The sequence below is a fragment of the Bacillus mycoides genome (assembly GCF_000832605.1).
GTDB classification, from domain to species: domain Bacteria; phylum Bacillota; class Bacilli; order Bacillales; family Bacillaceae_G; genus Bacillus_A; species Bacillus_A mycoides.
Genome location: NZ_CP009692.1, coordinates 891,969 through 911,859 on the forward strand (window position 1 = coordinate 891,969; position 19,891 = coordinate 911,859).

The following is a 19,891-nucleotide window of genomic DNA, read 5'->3' on the forward strand; positions in this document are numbered from 1 at the left end:
ATGAAAAAAGAGAGAAAACCTAAAATTGTTATCATGGGAGGTGGAACTGGACTTTCTGTTTTATTAAGGGGATTAAAACAATATCCTGTTGATATTACAGCAGTTGTAACAGTAGCCGACGATGGAGGCAGTTCAGGTAGACTACGTGATGAGCTAGAAATTCCACCTCCAGGTGATATTCGTAACGTACTTGTTGCGTTATCGGATGTAGAACCATTAGTGGAGGCTTTATTTCAGCACCGTTTTACAACTGGAGACGGACTGAAAGGGCATGCGTTAGGAAATTTACTATTGGCAGGTATGACTTCGATTACAGGAGACTTTTACCACGCGATTACGGAAACGAGTAAAGTATTAAATGTCAGAGGACGTGTATTACCAGCAGCGAATCAAAGTGCGGTACTTCATGCAGAATTAGAAGATGGAGAAATTGTAACAGGTGAATCAAAGATTCCTCATTTCGGGAAGAAGATTAATCGTGTCTTTTTAACTCCAGAAGATGTAGAACCGTTATGTGAAACGTTGACGGAAATTAAACGAGCTGATTTGCTTGTTTTCGGTCCAGGAAGTCTGTACACAAGTATATTACCGAATTTAGTTGTTAACAAAATTGGAGACGCTGTTCTTGCTGCAAAAGCGAAGAAGGTATATGTATGTAATGTTATGACGCAAGCGGGCGAAACGAAGGGTTATACTGCATTTGATCATGTGCAGGCGTTACATGATCATTTAGGTAAACCATTTATCGACACTGCGATTGTAAATAATCGTGATATTCCTCGTGAATTACGTAAGTTATATGAGGAAGAGATGTCGGAACCAGTTGCACTGGATACAAATCGTTTTGCTGAACATAATATCGAAATCATTCAAGATAGATTAGCGAAATATGATGATCGTGTTGTAAGACATGATACATTAAAGTTAGCTTCTATTTTATATTCATTGTTATAAATGTGCGTTGCCTCATTTGAGGTAACGCTCCTCATTCATATAGGACAAGATTTTTGTTCCAAAGTAATAGTATAAGGAGGTGTTGACTGTGTCATTTGCATCAGAAACAAAGAAAGAGTTGACCAACCTTGAAATGAAGGAATGCTGCGAGAAATCAGAATTATCGGCGTTGCTTCGAATGAACGGATCGCTTTCTTTTTCAAACCGTCGCCTATCTATCGATATTCAAACGGAAAATGCAGCAATTGCAAGAAGGATTTATACGCTTTTGAAAAAAGGATATGATGTGACGGTAGAATTACTTGTTCGTAAAAAAATGCGATTGAAGAAAAATAATGTATATATCGTGCGGCTTGTTGAGAAGTCTCGCGAAATATTAGCAGATCTTCACATTGTTCGAGATGACTTTTCGTTTATTCGAAATATATCGCAGGAATTAATCGAGAAGAAATGTTGTAAACGATCGTATTTACGCGGTGCATTTTTAGCAGGTGGTTCAGTAAATAACCCAGAAACATCATCTTATCATTTAGAGATCTTTTCGTTATATAAGGAACATAATGATTCTATATGTGAACTGATGAACGGATTTGATTTAAATAGTAAGACGTTGGAAAGAAGAAAAGGGTACATTACGTATTTGAAAGAAGCTGAAAAAATTACAGAGTTTTTAAATATTATAGGTGCTCATAATGCACTTTTAAGATTTGAAGATATTCGAATTGTTCGCGATATGCGTAATTCAGTAAATCGTTTAGTTAACTGCGAAACAGCTAATTTAAATAAAACAATTGGTGCAGCGCTAAGGCAAATTGAGAACATCCGCTATATTGATGAGACGGTTGGGCTTGATATTTTGCCAGATAAATTAAGAGAAATTGCACAGTTACGAAGAGATTATCAAGATGTAACATTGAAAGAGTTAGGTGAGATGGTATCCGGGGGGAAAATTAGTAAATCGGGTATTAATCATCGTTTGCGTAAAATCGATGAAATTGCAGAGAAATTACGCGCGGGGGAAACAGTAGCAAAAAAATAAAAGGTTAAAGGGGAAATGGAGCTGTGGTTCAAAAACTGGTTAAAGTGGCATTAAAAAACGGCTTACAAGCACGTCCGGCTGCGTTGTTTGTACAAGAGGCAAATCGCTTTCATGCGGATATCTTCATCGAGAAAGATGGAAAGACAGTGAATGCAAAGAGCATAATGGGGATTATGAGCTTAGCAATCGGAACTGGTAGCATGATTACAATCACAACAGAAGGTTCAGATGCAGAAGAGGCTTTGGAAGCATTAACTGCATATGTACAATAAAGGGTTATCGCGAATGTGCGATAGCTTTTTTTATTTTTCTGTTTGTGGGGTGCGTGGTTGGTGTGGTAACGAATGATCGGTGGGTATATAGCTGGTTCGCGCTTGTCGGAAATTATCGGTAAGTCGATAAGTTGTGGTCGATAAAATTGAAAAATCACCGATATATTGGATTAGATACTAGGTGGGGTATGTGATACCCTTGTACATAATAAAAAAGCGCCCTGTAGTAGGGCGCTTCCGCTTTTAGATGTATCCAGCTCCAACGCCCTGCGATTCTGAACGAGCCACTTCTGCTTTTAGATGTATCCAGCTCCAGCGGCTAGAGCAGTCGGTCGTTTCGCCCCTTCATTCGAGGCAAAAAGCGCCTCGGAATCAGGGGTTCCAACTTCCTCCTGTTCTAAACGAGCCGCTTCCGCTTTTAAGTATTAACGATTTGTAAAGATCTTATCGATTAAGCCGTATTCTAGAGCTCTTTCTGCTGTCATGAAGTTGTCGCGATCTGTGTCGCGTTGTAGAACTTCAAGTGGTTGACCTGTGCGGTCAGCAAGAATTTGGTTTAATTTTTCACGTAAGAATAGGATACGTTTTGCAGCGATTTCGATTTCAGTCGCTTGACCTTGTGCTCCGCCAAGTGGTTGGTGAATCATTACTTCACTGTTAGGAAGAGCGAAACGTTTTCCTTTTTCACCTGCTGCAAGTAAGAATGCACCCATAGATGCAGCCATACCGATACAGATTGTTGATACTTGTGGTTTAATAAACTGCATTGTATCGTAAATTGCCATACCAGCTGTGATAGAACCACCAGGGCTGTTGATGTAAATGTGAATATCTTTTTCTGGATCTTGAGATTCCAAGAATAAAAGCTGGGAAACGATTGAGTTTGCTACATTGTCATCAATTGCGCTACCAAGCATAATGATGCGATCCTTTAATAGTCGAGAGTAAATATCGTAAGCGCGTTCTCCACGATTTGTTTGTTCAATTACTGTAGGAATTAAATTCATCTGTTATTTCCTCCTTTAAAAGCTTTCTTAGTCTTATAATACAATTATGGTCAATGAAGGTCAAACGAAACCACTTTAAATCAAAAAATATGTAGTTGTATCATGATTTATTCGCTATGTTTTTAAAATTCCCTGCTTATGTATCTTCAACATCATAACCGAATTACATAAATTTAAACGTGATTAATGGTGTGGAAAAGGCAAAAGAACGCCTTTTGTATAGAAGCGTTCTTTCATTTTTTATTCTTTTAACAGATAGGTTACTTTATTTAAGATTTTCTCGATTTGTTTTGCGTTTTTACTATACATATCACTCGCTGATTTTGATTTCGTTTCTAAAGAGAATAATTCAAGATCAGCATTGCATTTCTTTAAGGATGCTAATAATAAAGGCTTGTTTTGAGGAGAAGGCATTTGGAGTTTATCATTATAGATGTCGATAGTAAGTTGTCCGTATGAATCAACTTGACCAAGAAAGACATTTTCAATGACAACACCGAGTTTTTCTAGCTCAGAATGTAACCAAGCGCGATTATGTCCGCTAGCAGAAAGAGGTTCATCTAGTACATTTCCATCCATAATAACAGTTTGCGGTTCTTTTTCGTTTGGCACTTTTAGGCTGATATCTTTTGCTGTAAGTGGTTGGCGATCTTTCTTTAATAATACATTTAATTCACCGCTCGGTTCTAGTACAGCAAATTCAACATCAGCTACGCTGAACGCATTTTTTCCTCTGAGAAGCTCAAGTAATTCATCACTTGTATACTTTTCTTTCTTTAAATTATCTTCAAGTATTTTGCCGTCTTTTATTAATACGGTAGATTTTCCTTCAAAAAAATCTCGAGCTGTTTTGTTCTTTAAAGAGAGGATTCCAGTGAAAAAAGGTACCACAGCGAAAATGAGTATCGCAAAGACGCCGTGGAAAAATTTTGAATCAAGCCCTGTAGATACTTGGGCAGCGATGTCACCGATTGTCATTCCGGCTATGTATTCAAAAAAGGAGAGCTGAGAGATTTGTCTTTTTCCTAACCATTTCGTAATAGCGAATAAAATAATTAATATGAATACAGAGCGAAGAATGACAAGTGTCCATTCCGGCAGGTGAGACATAGTCATTTCCTCCAGTCTACTTAAAACCCTTTATATTGAGGTTCTTCACGTTCTAATACTGAAACTCTATTCTGTAAATCGGTGATGATGCTGTCCATTTCTAACATACATTCATGAAATACACGTTTTGATTCCGCGTCCTGTGAATTTAGTGAAAGGGAGCTTAAACTTGCTTGAGCGCCCCTTACACTGGCAAGGCAGGTTTTAACGCTAGCGATAACTGTCATACGAACACCTTATCCTTTCGGTTTGAATAGCAATGCTCCAATGAAGCCGAAAATAATGGCAGCTGATACACCAGCACTCGTTACTTTAAACATGCCGGTAATAACGCCGACGATGCCATGTTTGGCTGCTTCCTCCATCGCGCCATGAACGAGGGCATTACCGAAACTTGTAATAGGTACAGTTGCGCCAGCGCCTGCAAAGTCTATTAATGGTTCATACAGATTGAATCCATCTAATATAGCTCCAGCAACAACGAGTGTTGCCATCGTATGAGCGGGGGTTAGTTTGCCGACATCAAACATAAGCTGTCCGATTACGCATATGAGTCCACCAATGACGAAAGCCCAGAAAAAAATCATTGCGTTGCACCTCCAAATTCAATCGAAACAGCGTGAGCGATACACGGAATCGTTTCTTCTTGTTGGAATGTAAGTGGAGATAGTAAAGCGCCTGTCGCAACGACAAGTATTTTTTTGAATTCTCCTCTTTTCATTCGGTTTAATAAATGTCCGTATACGACTGTTGCTGAACAGCCTGGACCACTTCCACCAGCTATGACAGGTTGACCTTCTCTATAAATGATGATTCCGCAATCTTGAAATTGCTCGCTCTTTACCTTTGTTCCATGTTTATGTAGTAGGTCGTAAGCGATTTCGCGACCGACATGTCCAAGGTCACCTGTTACGATTAAGTCGTAATAAGAGGCGTCAATTTGTCGTTCGCGTAAATGAGCTTCAATCGTATCGACAGCAGCTGGGGCCATCGCACCACCCATATTAAAAGGATCTGTTAGTCCCATATCAATAACTCGTCCAATGGTGGCCGATGTTACTTGTGGACCATATCCAGTGTCGCTTAAAATAGCCGCGCCTGCACCGGTCACTGTCCACTGAGCCGTAGGAGGTTTTTGACCACCATATTCAGTTGGATAGCGGAATTGTTTTTCTACCGCAGCGTTATGACTTGATGCCCCAGTTAATAAATACTTTGCACCTTTTGCATTTACGATACTTGCACCGAGTGCTAAGCCTTCCATAGAGGTAGAACAGGCGCCGAATAAACCGAGATAAGGTGTTCCGAGTGTGCGGCATGCAAAGCTCGTTGGAGTTATTTGGTTAATTAAATCCCCTGCGAGTACGAATTGAATATCGTCTTTACGGAGCTTTGCCTTTTCGGTAGCGCGGCTACAAGCTTCTTCAAATAAAATTTTATGCGCCTTTTCGTAAGAATCTTGTCCGAGCCATAAATCTTCATGCAGGGTATCGAAGTCTTCAGGAATTTTTCCATTTGCCTCAAATGGGCCACCGACTACACCTGTTGAGATGATAACTGGTTTGTTTTCGAATACCCATGTTCGGTGTCCTTGTAACATTTACAGCCCTCCCCATTGAAAGAGAATCGTTTTAATAAGAGCGATGACGAAAGCGGAAAATACGCCAAATAAGATGACCGATCCTGCTAGTTTAAACATGTTACCACCAACGCCGAGAACGAATCCTTCTGTACGGTGTTCAATACATGCGGCAATAACAGAGTTACCAAATCCAGTAACGGGAACGGCGGTACCAGCACCAGCAAATTGCCCAAGGCGATCGTAGACGCCAAATCCCGTCAGTAGCATGGAGATAAAAATAAGAGTTGCAACGGTAGGGTTCCCGGCAGATCTTTCAGTGAAATCAAAGTACGTAATATAAAAGGTGGAAATCAGTTGGCCTATTAGACAAATTAATCCCCCGACGAAAAAAGCTTTCATACAATTTTTTAAAACGGGGCGCTTCGGTTCGCGCTGTTGTTCGAATTTTTTATATTCTTGTTGCACAGGTGTTAAATTTTTATCTTTACTAGACATTTGAATCCTTCCTTCTCTTTTAGAAAACTTAAATATTAGATCCCATTTCTGATTGAATGAGTTTCAATTGATCTTTAATGCCATCCTTGCTTATTTTCTTGTTCTTAATTTTGTTTTCAAGTTCTTCTATGAGCATAAAAATCTTTTTGTCTGTACTTACACGAATATCGAAAGTAGGGTTTTCATCACTTAGCTTCTTTTTTAATTTACTTCGTAAAGGTTTTAAACCAAATCTTTCGTGATGTTCAGGTTTAACGGCTATGTAAAGATCTAAATTTGTATTAACTGCGGTAGCTTCTATAATTCCCTCCATAGCAAGAGCTTTTTTCTTAGCGTCTTGCGATATAGATTGATTAAAGGATTCTGTACTCATTTTTGTTAATTTAGGGCCCTTTTTCTCATCTGCCCGCTTAGCTTCTTCTTTCTTTACTTTTTTATCTAACGGGCTATTATCACATCCGGTAAGTGAACCGAATAGGAGCATAAATAACGCGGTTATGATTCCAAGTTTTCGCATTATAATCATTCCATTTCTATTGCAGTATGTAATGTGAGAGAAAAAGGATGATTGCATATCATCCTTTTTCTCAAATTGTGTACCATTAGATGAAATGGCACTTTTGGTTATTGCTGTGTGTATTGTGGTTCTTCTTGCTGGACTTCTTCAACACGCGGGTTTAAAGAATCGATAATTGTTTGTGTTTGCTGCGCAGCTGTTTGGAAAAGTTGCTTTGCTTGTTGGTTATCCGTATCAAGAGCGAATCCCTCTAAGCTAGCTTGTGCACTTTTTAATCCAGAAACAGTTTGCTTTAGTTTTGTAATTACAGTCATTGAATGAAGCCCCCTTTGGAATATCAATTCAAAGATTATAATTTGTGAGTTGGGGTGAATTTATGATTGGAAAATTTAGGTTTTTGAAGTTAAAGCTTTGATTCAAGCGTCAATGAATTCTGTGTTATAGTGGCGCTTTATAAGATGGAAGAGGATAATATGTAATTCATGATGTAGGTATGTTACCTGTTGAAGATTAAAAAGTAACTGAAAATTACATGAGGTTAAATTTCTAATTATTCACAAAAAACATATCAATAAAATATATATTTCTATTCTTGTAGTTATTTTTAATTTAAAATAAAATTTTCTTGTATAGTAAAAAAAAGGATGTGTTCAGTTTTAAAAAAATAATATCTTCATTATCTTATTCGTTCAATCGAAGTCATTCACGAAAGAAGAACGTTATTAAATCAACGTTTCTTTTAATGCATAAAACATTTACGAATTGTTTTGTTCATCGAAAGTCTTGCGAATTCTTTTAAATCAACGTTTAGAAGAGAAAGTCGAAAGTAACAAAAGTCATTTATGTTGTATTCGTCATTCATCAAAATGAATACGCTATTCACCACAAGCCAACCCAAACGAAAATTTTCCGAACCCTCCAAGCCACCCCGCTGAGCCGTCGCAGGAGTCCCTTAGAGATAGTATTTGTGATTTTTGAATCAGGGGGTTGATCTCTCGCGAAGTCCTGACGCAGCCCAGCGAATTGTCTTTTACCCAATCTTCGCCGAGTTTCTACTATCAAAGAAAATAACGTTTCTAATGCGATTGGGCAGCCGTTATCGGAACTTACCCCCGACAGTGTGTTAAAATTAATCGAAGCGGAAAACGAGGATCTCCAATTGACTGAACGTGTGATCGGTTGGACAGTTTAAGAGGGTTGTATAAAAAGGGAGATGGCGCAAAGATGGTGAGATCAAAAGAGAATGATTTAACGGAGAAATTGGCAGAAGGTCACCGAGAATATGGTGACGGCAACTTTACAGTACAGAACATCGGTGATGAAACTAACCCGAATTGGACTGTCGTAAAAAATGTGAGGAAGGGATCGGCAGGCATTCGTGAAGGGGAAGATATATTTAGCCTGCGATCAAAATATATAAAATAGTGCGGAGATGGGCGGGCATCACTTCGCCTGTCTTTTTTTTATAGACTATATGCGAAAAGTGCGATGCCGAGAGATGCAATTCTAGACGATTAGATTTAATATGATGAAGTATGAGCCTATATGCGTTCTATTTCGATTTAAGTAGATTAAGGGGGAACGAAAGAAGGAAAACTGCGCGCTAAAGCTAGTGTAGAAGAGGTTTTTATGCTTGCGTATTAGGTTAGCGTCAGGATATAATATCCATATGTAAAGAAGCGAACGTCTACGTGTTGGTGTTCGTATCCTACGTTTAACTTTCGGTAAGAACAAGTCGGAAGAAGACGGAGGCAAACCGTTGATATTATCGTAATAATCATGCGCCCATAGCTCAGTCGGATAGAGCGGTGGTTTCCGGTACCACGTCTGCCGGGGGTTCGAATCCCTCTGGGCGCGTTATGTATTGTTGTTGTGATGTGTTCTATTTAAAAGTATTGAGTAAATAGCACATAATAGCGTGAAGAACGTGTTGAAAATTAATAGTAAATCTAAAGAAACCCCTTGTATGTGATTAGAAATAATCGTGTATAGGGGGTTTTTCGTTATGAAAAGAATTAAAGAGTGAAATGCAATTCAAATCAGAACAGATTTTAGCACTAAAAGAAATTGTAACGAGATATATTGCACAAGCGTATTGTTAAGTTGCTGAACGAAGATATGACACGTAAGATAGTAGTGATTCACAAAGCAATAGGGACAGGCTAGCCGTCTTTGCCAGTAAGCTGAAGTTTAATAAAAGTGATCATCTTTCGTTGGCATTATCGGATTTTCTTGACCGTTATGAAGGAGAAGAAGAATGAAAAAAGGTTCTCGCAAGCTATTTGAAATAAAATCGTTTCTTACATGTATTGAAGAAGAGGAGTGCGGAGAAAAGGTCTATTATGTAACGATGGAACATCACAACAGTAGTGTGAGTCGTCACAAGATAACGAAAGATGATGCATTCGAAATGTTAGTTGCGTATGCAAAAGGAATACCTGAAATCATGGAGGTCTTCATGGAAGATGAAAATTTCAATGAAATTTATAAGATAACGGCATCGCTAGGTATTTATTGCAGTTAAGTAAAAAGTACATGTCATAAATGTTGTTCACTTGTAAGAATAGACCCTGGAAAAATAACTCAGAGGTAATCCAAGTCACAATTCGAAAATTACACAAAGCAGATAAACAAGAAAGTATCTTTATAGCAAATCGCAACGCTGTGAATTTTACTCGTAGAGGATACGAACGGAATTAATCTATCAAATGAAAATGCGACAATGGTGAAGAAACGTGTAATATTCGATATGTACTCGCCATTGTAAAAAAGGTCTGAACTTACAAGTATAAGTTCAGACCTTTTTTTATTATCACTTGTTATATCTGATAATAAGATTTACTATTAGTATGTGGTAACAACTTTTATACGTTATTATTTTCTTTCAATATTATTCAAATTTAGGTTGTAAGATGTAAATCTCATTAATACATATAAATTAATAATATTTTGGAATGGGTGTCTGCGATAGGATTCTCCTTTTACCAAACTTATTGTACAATAGAAACAAGGGGGAGATTAGTTTGAAGGCAAGTCTTTTACAAGAACAAAGCTTACGTTTGGCAATGACACAAGAGTTAAGGCAAGCGATTACAATGCTCCAGTATAATGTACAAGAATTATCGGAGTTTTTGTATGAGCAATCGTTAGAGAATCCCCTTATTGAGTTAGGTGGTTTTGAGAGGGAGAAGAAAAAGAGCTCTAACACAAGTAAAAGTACCCGCAAACAAGTCGAGAATCAAATGGAAATCTACAGTGTGGATTCTACAACGATTCAGCAACATTTATTAAATCAACTACAGTATTATAAAATAGATGAAGAAGAGCGAAAAGCAGCTTCTTTCATTATTATGAACATGGATGGAAATGGTTATTTACAAGAAACAAATGAAGAGTTATCAGAGCTTCTTTCTGCGCCAATTGATGTAGTGGACTGTTCCGTGGAGCTTGTTCAATCGTTAGAGCCAGCAGGGGTAGGTGCGCGTAATATTCAGGAATGTCTATCAATCCAATTGAAGCGCTTACAAAGAAGAAATGGGTTAGCGGAAGAAATTATAGATGATCATTTTAATTATTTCGTTAAGAAAGATTGGCGAAAGCTCGTTCAAGTGTTGAAGTGTACCAACGAGGAATTACAGGATGCGGTGAACTGTATTACATCATTGCAGCCGAAACCAGGTCTTGCATTTTCTTCTGATAAACCACTTTATATTGTGCCTGATATGGCGGTAAAAAAAGATGGCGATCATCTCGTTTTACAGATGAATGAGAGAAATATGCCAAGAATTGAAATTCACTCTGAGTATAGTGCGTTACTAAATAATAGTGAAAGTGAAGTGGCTTCTTACGTATCGGAGAAGTATCAGCATGTGCAATGGATTATGCGCAGTTTGAAACAGAGAAAACAAACACTCTTACAAGTGATGAATATTATTATGGAAAAACAGCATGATTTCTTCTGGGGAGGTCCAGAGTATTTAAAACCACTTGCATTAAAAGAGGTGGCGGAAGAGTTAGGTGTGCATGAGTCTACAATTAGTCGTGCAACGCGTAATAAATATGTGCAAACGCCGTACGGTTTATTTGAGATGAAATCATTCTTTAGTAATTCTATTTCTACGACGGAAGATGAGGCGGTTTCTACAAAGCGTGTGAAACAATTCATTCAAACGCTTGTTGGAGCAGAAAATAAGAAAAAGCCACTTTCGGATCAAAAGATTTCAAAATTATTAGAAGAAGAGCATGAAATAGTTATTTCTCGAAGAACGGTTGCGAAGTATAGAGAACAAATGCATATTCCTGCTTCGTCTCTAAGAAAAACAATTGGATAGGTGAAGAAGATGAAGGTTGTGCTATATACAAAGAAAGATTGTGGTCTTTGCGTGAAGGCGAAACAAGTTTTAAAAGAAGTACAATATGAATATTCTTTTCAAATTGAGGAAATAGATATATATGAAGATAATGACCTTTTAGAGAAATACCATCTAATGATTCCTGTTGTAGAAATAGGCGGAAGACAAGTAGAATATGGTAACATTCACAAAGGTGTCATAATAAACTATATAAACAATGCAGTTAAGAGTTGAATAAGTTTCTGTCTCCTGTTACAATAATACACGTAGCAGGGATTATTTTTTTAACCTAAGTGGGACGCAAAATGTCACTACGGGACATAAATTGACCACGAAGGGAAATGAACCGATGTAGTGAGGAGAAAAGATATGCGCTCATGGATTCAGAACACAAAAAAATTATTACCTGATCTGCTACCTGTTATGCAAACGAGAATGCAAGTGCTTCAGTACATTAGGCTTATGCAGCCGATTGGAAGAAGAAACTTATCTGCAAGTCTCGGTATGACAGAACGAGTATTGCGAAGTGAAGTTCAAGTTTTGAAAGAACAAAACTTAGTTCACGTCGCTTCTTCTGGAATGACTTTGACAGAAGAAGGAACAGCTTTAGTTCTTGCTTTGGAAGACTTTATGAAAGAAATTTCCGGGTTAAAGGTTTTAGAAAAACAACTTAAGGAAACATTAGACTTGGATGAAGTTTTCGTTGTCCCTGGTGATAGTGATGAATCACCTTGGGTCAAACTGGAGATGGGCCGTGCTTGTGTGACTTGTATAAAAGACCGTCTGACAGTGAATAATATCGTTGCTGTGGCTGGAGGAACTACGCTAGCTGCTGCTGCGGACATGATGCAACTTGATTGCAAAGATTTACATATGCTATTTGTCCCAGCACGTGGTGGAATTGGAGAAGGTGTCGAGTTAGAAGCCAATACCATTTGCGCCAAAATGGCACAAAATACGATGAGTAATTATCGCTTATTGTATGTTCCAGATCACGTTAGTAGCGAAGCATATGCGTCTATTGTAACCGAGCCCTCCGTGAAAGAAGTTCTTGAGTTGATTCGATCTTCCAATATCGTCATTCATGGAATTGGTGATGCGTTAACAATGGCACGTCGCAGAAATACTTCAGAAGCAGATTGGTTAAAGATTCAGGCAAGCGAAGCAGTTGGCGAAGCTTTCGGTTACTACTTTAATGAACAAGGAAATGTTGTTCATAAAGTAAGAACAGTTGGTATGCAACTTGAAGATTTACAACATGTATCTCACGTTGTCGCAGTCGCTGGAGGTTCTTCAAAAGCAAAAGCAATACAGGCTGTAATAAAGCAAGGGCACACTTCAATTCTAATTACAGATGAAGGTGCAGCAAAACAATTAACAAAGGGTATTACCCTTTAATATAATCCCCCAAGGAGGAAATTTAAATGACTAAAATTGGTATTAATGGATTTGGACGTATCGGACGTAACGTATTCCGCGCAGCTCTTAACAACTCTGAGGTAGAAGTAGTAGCAATCAACGACTTAACAGATGCTAAAACATTAGCTCACCTTTTAAAATATGATACAGTTCACGGAACTTTAAATGCAGAAGTATCTGCTAACGAAAACAGCATCGTTGTTAACGGTAAAGAAATTAAAGTTATCGCTGAGCGTGACCCAGCTCAATTACCATGGAGCGACTACGGAGTAGAAGTAGTAGTAGAATCTACTGGCCGTTTCACTAAAAAATCAGACGCTGAGAAACACTTAGGTGGATCAGTTAAGAAAGTTATCATCTCAGCTCCAGCTTCTGACGAAGATATCACTGTAGTTATGGGTGTTAACCATGAACAATACGATGCAGCTAACCACAACGTAGTATCTAATGCTTCTTGTACTACAAACTGTCTAGCTCCATTCGCTAAAGTATTAAACGAAAAATTCGGCGTAAAACGCGGAATGATGACAACAATTCACTCTTACACTAACGACCAACAAATCTTAGACTTACCACACAAAGATTTACGTCGTGCTCGTGCAGCAGCTGAAAACATGATCCCAACATCTACTGGTGCTGCTAAAGCTGTAGCATTAGTATTACCAGAACTTAAAGGTAAATTAAACGGCGGCGCTGTACGTGTTCCAACTGCTAACGTTTCTCTTGTTGACTTAGTTGTTGAACTTGACAAAGAAGTAACAGTTGAAGATGTAAACGCAGCATTCAAAGCAGCTTCTGAAGGCGAATTAAAAGGTATCCTTGGATACAGCGAAGAGCCATTAGTATCTATCGACTATAACGGATGTACAGCTTCTTCTACAATCGATGCATTATCTACAATGGTAATGGAAGGTAACATGGTTAAAGTACTTTCTTGGTACGATAACGAAACTGGTTACTCTAACCGCGTAGTAGACCTAGCTGCATACATGACTTCTAAAGGTCTTTAATTCTTAAGTATATAAGCAATCAATGACAAAACGAGGGAGAGGGTTTGTTCCCTCTCTCTCTTCTTTCGTTTTAGAAGCAAATGTGTTAAGCTTTTGAATGGGTTTTGTCAATCCTAACTAGTAGTCGGAGGGAAATCCAATGAACAAAAAATCAATTCGTGACGTAGATTTAAAAGGTAAGCGTGTATTTTGCCGCGTTGATTTCAACGTACCTATGAAAGAAGGCAAAATTACAGATGAAACTCGTATCCGTGCAGCTCTTCCTACAATTCAATATTTAATAGAGCAAGGTGCGAAAGTAATTTTAGCAAGTCATTTAGGCCGTCCAAAAGGTCAAGCAGTAGAAGAATTACGTCTTACTCCAGTAGCAGCACGTTTAGGCGAGCTTCTTGGTAAAGATGTTAAAAAAGCGGACGAAGCATTCGGACCAGTTGCACAAGAAATGGTTGCAGCAATGAACGAAGGCGACGTATTAGTTCTTGAAAACGTACGTTTCTATGCGGGCGAAGAAAAGAACGATGCAGAACTTGCGAAAGAATTTGCAGCTCTTGCTGATATCTTCGTAAACGATGCATTCGGTGCAGCTCACCGTGCTCACGCTTCTACAGCAGGAATCGCAGACTACCTACCAGCAGTATCTGGTTTATTAATGGAAAAAGAGTTAGATGTATTAGGTAAAGCACTTTCTAACCCAGAACGTCCATTCACAGCTATCATCGGTGGTGCGAAAGTAAAAGATAAAATCGGTGTAATTCGTCATCTATTAGACAAAGTAGATAACTTAATCATCGGTGGCGGACTTGCTTACACATTCGTTAAAGCATTAGGTCATGAAATTGGTCTATCTCTATGTGAAAACGACAAAATTGAACTAGCTAAAGAATTTATGCAACTTGCAAAAGAAAAAGGCGTAAACTTCTATATGCCAGTTGATGTTGTAATCACAGAGGAATTCTCTGAAACTGCAACAACTCAAATCGTTGGTATCGACTCTATCCCTTCTACATGGGAAGGCGTGGACATCGGTCCTAAAACACGTGAAATTTATGCAGATGTAATTAAAAACTCTAAGCTTGTTGTATGGAATGGACCAATGGGTGTATTCGAAATGACTCCATTCGCAGAAGGTACAAAAGCAGTAGGGCAAGCATTAGCAGATGCAGAAGATACATACTCTGTTATCGGCGGTGGTGACTCTGCAGCAGCTGTTGAAAAATTCGGTATGGCTGATAAAATGAGCCACATTTCTACTGGCGGCGGTGCGTCATTAGAATTCATGGAAGGTAAAGAACTTCCAGGTGTAGTTTGTCTTAACGACAAATAAGTAGCAGCCAAAGAAAAAGGACGGTGCAAAGCATGCGTAAACCAATTATCGCAGGTAACTGGAAAATGAATAAAACTCTATCTGAAGCAGTTAGCTTCGTAGAGGAAGTTAAAGGTCAAATCCCAGCAGCTTCAGCTGTTGATGCAGTAGTTTGTTCGCCAGCTCTATTCTTAGAGCGCTTAGTAGCAAAGGCTGAAGGAACTGACTTACAAGTAGGTGCACAAAACATGCACTTCGAAAAAAATGGTGCATTCACTGGCGAAATTAGCCCAGTAGCACTTAGCGACTTAAAAGTAGGCTACGTAGTACTTGGCCACTCTGAGCGTCGTGAAATGTTTGCTGAAACAGACGAGTCAGTAAATAAAAAGACTCTTGCAGCATTTGAACATGGTTTAACACCAATCGTTTGTTGTGGTGAGACTTTAGAAGAGCGCGAAAGCGGAAAAACATTTGATCTAGTAGCAGGTCAAGTAACAAAAGCACTTGCAGGTTTAACAGAAGAGCAGGTTAAAGTAACTGTTATCGCTTATGAGCCAATCTGGGCTATCGGTACAGGTAAATCTTCTTCTTCTGCAGATGCAAATGAAGTATGTGCGCACATCCGTAAAGTTGTTGCAGAAGCTGTTTCTCCAGAAGCTGCAGAAGCTGTTCGTATTCAATACGGCGGTAGCGTAAAACCAGAAAACATTAAAGAGTATATGGCACAATCTGACATCGACGGCGCTTTAGTTGGCGGTGCTAGCTTAGAGCCTGCTTCGTTCTTAGGTCTTCTGGGGGCGGTAAAATGAGAAAGCCAACAGCTTTAATCATTCTTGATGGTTTCGGACTACGTGAAGAAACTTACGGGAATGCTGTAGCACAAGCTAAGAAACCTAATTTTGATGGTTACTGGAACAAATTCCCTCACACAACGCTTACAGCTTCTGGTGAGGAAGTAGGTCTTCCAGCAGGTCAAATGGGTAACTCAGAGGTTGGTCACTTAAATATCGGTGCTGGCCGCATCGTATATCAAAGCTTAACACGCGTAAACGTTGCAATTCGTGAAGGTGAGTTCGATCAGAACGAAACTTTCCAAAATGCAATTAAAAGCGTGAAAGAAAAAGGTACTGCTCTTCATTTATTCGGTTTACTTTCTGATGGTGGTGTGCACAGTCACATGAACCATATGTTTGCTCTTCTTCGCTTAGCAGCAAAAGAAGGCGTGGAGAAAGTATATATCCATGCATTCTTAGATGGCCGCGATGTTGGACCACAAACAGCAAAAGGTTATATCGATGCAACAAATGAAGTAATTAAAGAAACAGGAGTAGGACAATTCGCGACTATCTCTGGTCGTTATTACTCCATGGACCGTGACAAGCGCTGGGATCGCGTAGAAAAATGTTACCGTGCTATGGTGAATGGTGAAGGCCCTACTTATAAATCAGCAGAAGAGTGTGTAGAAGACTCTTATGCAAATGGTATTCATGATGAATTCGTATTGCCGTCTGTAATTGTTAACGAAGATGACACGCCAGTTGCAACAATCAATAATGATGATGCAGTTATCTTCTATAACTTCCGTCCAGACCGTGCAATTCAAATTGCTCGTGTATTTACAAACGAAGACTTCCGTGAGTTCGATCGTGGTGAAAAAGTACCTCACATTCCTGAATTCGTTTGTATGACACATTTCAGTGAAACTGTAGATGGTTACGTGGCATTCAAGCCAATGAACCTTGATAACACATTAGGTGAAGTTGTTGCGCAAGCGGGATTAAAGCAACTTCGCATCGCGGAAACTGAAAAGTATCCGCACGTTACATTCTTCTTTAGCGGTGGTCGTGAGGCTGAATTCCCAGGAGAAGAGCGTATTTTAATTAACTCACCGAAGGTTGCAACGTATGACTTGAAACCTGAAATGAGCATTTATGAAGTAACGGACGCTTTAGTAAATGACATTGAAAATGATAAACATGATGTTATCATTCTTAACTTTGCAAACTGTGATATGGTTGGCCATTCTGGGATGATGGAACCAACAATTAAAGCAGTAGAAGCAACTGACGAATGTTTAGGAAAAGTTGTAGAAGCGATTCTTGCAAAAGATGGTGTAGCACTTATTACTGCTGACCATGGTAATGCCGATCAGGAGTTAACTGCTGAAGGTGGACCAATGACAGCTCATACAACTAACCCGGTTCCTTTCATCGTTACAAAAAATGATGTAGAGCTTCGTGAAGGTGGTATTTTAGGAGATATCGCCCCAACAATGCTTACACTTTTAAATGTGGAACAACCGAAAGAAATGACAGGTAAAACAATTATTAAATAATTTGCTTATATAAAAAGGAGAGAATTTATTATGTCAACAATTATTGATGTTTATGCTCGCGAAGTCCTTGACTCTCGTGGTAACCCAACTGTAGAAGTAGAAGTTTACACAGAAAGCGGCGCATTCGGACGCGCTATCGTACCAAGTGGTGCATCTACTGGTGAGCACGAAGCAGTAGAATTACGTGACGGTGACAAATCTCGTTACCTTGGTAAAGGTGTTCTTAACGCAGTAAACAACGTTAACGAAGCAATCGCTCCAGAAATCGTTGGTTTCGACGTAACTGACCAAGCTGGTATCGACCGTGCTATGATCGAATTAGATGGCACTCCAAACAAAGGTAAACTAGGTGCTAACGCTATCCTTGGTGTATCTATGGCAGTAGCTCACGCAGCAGCTGACTTCGTAGGTCTTCCATTATACCGTTACCTTGGTGGATTCAATGCAAAACAATTACCAACTCCAATGATGAACATCATCAATGGTGGTTCTCACGCTGATAACAACGTTGACTTCCAAGAGTTCATGATCTTACCAGTTGGTGCTCCAACATTCAAAGAATCAATCCGTATGGGTGCTGAAGTATTCCATGCACTTAAAGCTGTATTACATGACAAAGGTCTTAACACTGCAGTAGGTGACGAAGGTGGATTCGCTCCAAACCTTGGTTCTAACCGTGAAGCATTAGAAGTAATCATCGAAGCTATCGAAAAAGCTGGTTACAAAGCTGGCGAGAACGTATTCTTAGGAATGGACGTTGCTTCTTCTGAGTTCTACAACAAAGAAACTGGTAAATATGACCTTGCAGGCGAAGGCCGTACTGGCTTAACTTCTGCAGAAATGGTTGATTTCTACGAAGAGCTTTGCAAAGACTTCCCAATCATCTCTATTGAAGATGGTTTAGACGAAAACGACTGGGATGGTCACAAATTATTAACTGAGCGTATCGGTGATAAAGTACAATTAGTTGGTGACGATTTATTCGTAACTAACACTCAAAAACTTGCTGAAGGTATCGAAAAAGGTATCTCTAACTCAATCTTAATTAAAGTTAACCAAATCGGTACTTTAACTGAGACTTTCGAAGCAATCGAAATGGCTAAACGTGCTGGTTACACAGCAGTTGTATCTCACCGTTCTGGTGAAACTGAAGATGCTACAATCGCTGACATCGCAGTTGCAACTAACGCTGGCCAAATCAAAACTGGTTCTATGAGCCGTACTGACCGTATTGCTAAGTACAACCAATTATTACGTATCGAAGACGAGCTAGGCGAAATCGCTGTTTACGCTGGTTTACAATCTTTCTACAATATCAAACGATAATTGTAGAAAATAACGACAGACCGTGAGAAATCACGGTCTGTTTTTTTTGGCTAAAATTGTTCGTCTGTCATAAGTGACATGAAGTATTTAAAGAAGAGATTATAATCAAAATCGATAGCAATTTGCTGCGAAGGCCGATTGGTGAATGGGTTTGATCCTACTAAAGAGCGGAAATCACCGATGCTTGCTCCTTGAGCGTAAGATTCGGTCATGACGGTAATTGGTGATTTGTAGTAGGTAAACATAGAATTATCAAGTAAAGCTAGTATCGGTATCGTGTCATGAAAAGGGCAGCCTTTTAATTGTGGTAAAATTTTTTCGTAATATCCATAGTAGTAATGATCGAATAGAGGTTTGACGAGAGAAGCCTTTCCTTTCGCCTCAATATATTCAGCCATATCAGGTGTAACGATGGAATACTGAGTTACATTTAACGGGTATATGTACATGTTGGATGCAGATTGTAATACAATGTTAGCCGCGATTGGATCGCCATAAAAATTCGCTTCTGATACGGGAGTTACATTGCCTGGGTGCAGAAAGGAACCACCCATTACATAATAAGATTTAATTTGCTGCATTAAGTTTTTACATAAAATAAATAAAGCAGCTAGGGAAGTGAGTCGCCCTAAACTTACAATGATTAGTTCGTCTTTATACTGCTCGATAAGAGGGATAACTTCAAAAAAATTCTCCATTTCTCCGTTTTGTAACTTTTCATTTGGGATGATTGGCCCTAACCCTTCTTTACCGTGAATATTAGTAAAAAAAGCGGGTGGACCTCCATTGAGAGGACGGTCTGAACCACCAAATATTTTCATATCTCTATTTCTTGATTTTTGTTTAAGAAAATGAGCATTTTGTACGGCCATTTCTTTTGGAACATTGCCGTAATCAGCGACAATCCCAACAATTTCAATTTCATCGATAAAGAATGCGAGGAGGAGGGCTATCGCATCGTCGATTCCAGGATCACAAAAAATGAGAATTTTTTTAGACATACGTTCACCACCTATCTTTATATATATATATGTGTGCTAGAGAGAAGGCAGAATAAAAATGGAGTGAAGGATTTTGTTTTATTAAAATAATAACCATCAAAATTCAGAAAATATAAACTTTATATATTAGGTCAAGGTTTTTGACGTAAATTACATTAGGAAACGCAGT

At 38.9% G+C, this 19,891-nt stretch carries 22 protein-coding genes and 1 tRNA gene; 14 read left to right on the plus strand and 9 right to left on the minus strand.

What is annotated here, in order from left to right; genetic code table 11:
• The 3 genes from BG05_RS06335 (at position 1) to BG05_RS06345 (ending at position 2,265) form a co-directional block, all read left to right on the plus strand.
• Positions 1-954: a gluconeogenesis factor YvcK family protein gene (locus BG05_RS06335; protein WP_002016083.1), complete on the plus strand. Its 954-nt coding sequence runs from the start codon at positions 1-3 to the stop codon at positions 952-954.
• Positions 955-1,042: 88 nt separating this feature from the next.
• Positions 1,043-1,993 (plus strand): DNA-binding protein WhiA, encoded by a 951-nt coding sequence (whiA, locus tag BG05_RS06340; RefSeq protein ID WP_002016082.1) that lies wholly within the window; start codon positions 1,043-1,045, stop codon positions 1,991-1,993.
• Positions 1,994-2,016: 23 nt separating this feature from the next.
• On the plus strand, positions 2,017-2,265 hold the full coding sequence (locus BG05_RS06345) for an HPr family phosphocarrier protein (protein WP_002016081.1): 249 nt from the start codon (positions 2,017-2,019) through the stop codon (positions 2,263-2,265).
• Positions 2,266-2,690: 425 nt separating this feature from the next.
• Here BG05_RS06345 and clpP read toward each other — a convergent pair whose 3' ends face one another.
• From clpP to BG05_RS06385, 8 genes are all read right to left on the minus strand, one after another.
• Complete coding sequence (gene clpP, locus BG05_RS06350) at positions 2,691-3,272, minus strand: ATP-dependent Clp endopeptidase proteolytic subunit ClpP (RefSeq protein WP_001049156.1); 582 nt, start codon at positions 3,270-3,272, stop codon at positions 2,691-2,693.
• 240 nt (positions 3,273-3,512) lie between these two features.
• Positions 3,513-4,382 carry a DUF421 domain-containing protein gene (locus BG05_RS06355; protein WP_002016080.1) on the minus strand — a complete coding sequence of 290 codons (870 nt, stop codon included), beginning with the start codon at positions 4,380-4,382 and terminating at the stop codon, positions 3,513-3,515.
• 20 nt (positions 4,383-4,402) lie between these two features.
• Positions 4,403-4,609 (minus strand): DUF1657 domain-containing protein, encoded by a 207-nt coding sequence (locus BG05_RS06360; RefSeq protein ID WP_002034728.1) that lies wholly within the window; start codon positions 4,607-4,609, stop codon positions 4,403-4,405.
• A gap of 9 nt (positions 4,610-4,618) precedes the next feature.
• Positions 4,619-4,969, minus strand: a complete 351-nt coding sequence (gene spoVAE / locus BG05_RS06365) for a stage V sporulation protein AE (RefSeq protein WP_000575919.1) — start codon at positions 4,967-4,969, stop codon at positions 4,619-4,621.
• Complete coding sequence (spoVAD, locus tag BG05_RS06370) at positions 4,966-5,982, minus strand: stage V sporulation protein AD (protein WP_000938981.1); 1,017 nt, start codon at positions 5,980-5,982, stop codon at positions 4,966-4,968. Before spoVAD ends, spoVAE begins: the two co-directional genes overlap by 4 nt.
• On the minus strand, positions 5,983-6,459 hold the full coding sequence (gene spoVAC, locus BG05_RS06375; protein WP_002129887.1) for a stage V sporulation protein AC: 477 nt from the start codon (positions 6,457-6,459) through the stop codon (positions 5,983-5,985).
• 28 nt (positions 6,460-6,487) lie between these two features.
• The gene (locus BG05_RS06380; protein ID WP_003192317.1) at positions 6,488-6,976 is read right to left on the minus strand and encodes a YhcN/YlaJ family sporulation lipoprotein; all 489 of its coding nucleotides are present in this window, start codon (positions 6,974-6,976) and stop codon (positions 6,488-6,490) included.
• Positions 6,977-7,083: 107 nt separating this feature from the next.
• Positions 7,084-7,290, minus strand: coding sequence for a DUF1657 domain-containing protein (locus BG05_RS06385; RefSeq protein ID WP_000216167.1), 207 nt, complete (start codon positions 7,288-7,290; stop codon positions 7,084-7,086).
• 910 nt (positions 7,291-8,200) lie between these two features.
• Here BG05_RS06385 and BG05_RS06390 point away from each other — a divergent pair.
• The 11 genes from BG05_RS06390 to eno all read left to right on the plus strand — a co-directional run bounded on the left by BG05_RS06390 (position 8,201) and on the right by eno (position 18,721).
• Positions 8,201-8,401 (plus strand): hypothetical protein, encoded by a 201-nt coding sequence (locus BG05_RS06390; RefSeq protein ID WP_002129884.1) that lies wholly within the window; start codon positions 8,201-8,203, stop codon positions 8,399-8,401.
• Between the two features lie 356 nt (positions 8,402-8,757).
• Positions 8,758-8,833: transfer RNA gene (locus tag BG05_RS06395), tRNA-Arg, on the plus strand.
• Positions 8,834-9,233: 400 nt separating this feature from the next.
• Entirely contained in the window at positions 9,234-9,500 is a 267-nt protein-coding gene (locus BG05_RS06400) for a hypothetical protein (RefSeq protein ID WP_003192313.1), read from the plus strand.
• A gap of 499 nt (positions 9,501-9,999) precedes the next feature.
• Positions 10,000-11,307, plus strand: coding sequence for an RNA polymerase factor sigma-54 (rpoN, locus tag BG05_RS06405; RefSeq protein WP_002129881.1), 1,308 nt, complete (start codon positions 10,000-10,002; stop codon positions 11,305-11,307).
• Between the two features lie 9 nt (positions 11,308-11,316).
• Positions 11,317-11,562, plus strand: coding sequence for a glutaredoxin family protein (locus tag BG05_RS06410; protein ID WP_002089547.1), 246 nt, complete (start codon positions 11,317-11,319; stop codon positions 11,560-11,562).
• Between the two features lie 135 nt (positions 11,563-11,697).
• On the plus strand, positions 11,698-12,726 hold the full coding sequence (cggR, locus tag BG05_RS06415) for a gapA transcriptional regulator CggR (RefSeq protein WP_002089545.1): 1,029 nt from the start codon (positions 11,698-11,700) through the stop codon (positions 12,724-12,726).
• Positions 12,727-12,752: 26 nt separating this feature from the next.
• On the plus strand, positions 12,753-13,757 hold the full coding sequence (gap, locus tag BG05_RS06420; protein ID WP_002016071.1) for a type I glyceraldehyde-3-phosphate dehydrogenase: 1,005 nt from the start codon (positions 12,753-12,755) through the stop codon (positions 13,755-13,757).
• A gap of 139 nt (positions 13,758-13,896) precedes the next feature.
• The gene (locus BG05_RS06425; RefSeq protein ID WP_002016070.1) at positions 13,897-15,081 is read left to right on the plus strand and encodes a phosphoglycerate kinase; all 1,185 of its coding nucleotides are present in this window, start codon (positions 13,897-13,899) and stop codon (positions 15,079-15,081) included.
• Between the two features lie 32 nt (positions 15,082-15,113).
• Complete coding sequence (gene tpiA / locus BG05_RS06430; protein WP_002016069.1) at positions 15,114-15,869, plus strand: triose-phosphate isomerase; 756 nt, start codon at positions 15,114-15,116, stop codon at positions 15,867-15,869.
• A complete protein-coding gene (gene gpmI, locus BG05_RS06435; protein ID WP_002129880.1) occupies positions 15,866-17,395 on the plus strand; it encodes a 2,3-bisphosphoglycerate-independent phosphoglycerate mutase in 1,530 nt (509 codons plus the stop codon). Before tpiA ends, gpmI begins: the two co-directional genes overlap by 4 nt.
• A gap of 30 nt (positions 17,396-17,425) precedes the next feature.
• Positions 17,426-18,721 (plus strand): phosphopyruvate hydratase, encoded by a 1,296-nt coding sequence (eno, locus tag BG05_RS06440; RefSeq protein WP_002034740.1) that lies wholly within the window; start codon positions 17,426-17,428, stop codon positions 18,719-18,721.
• A gap of 50 nt (positions 18,722-18,771) precedes the next feature.
• Here the strand turns inward: eno and BG05_RS06445 are convergent, their stop codons facing one another.
• Positions 18,772-19,722, minus strand: a complete 951-nt coding sequence (locus BG05_RS06445; RefSeq protein ID WP_002166476.1) for a nucleoside hydrolase — start codon at positions 19,720-19,722, stop codon at positions 18,772-18,774.
• Between the last annotated feature and the right edge of the window lie 169 nt (positions 19,723-19,891).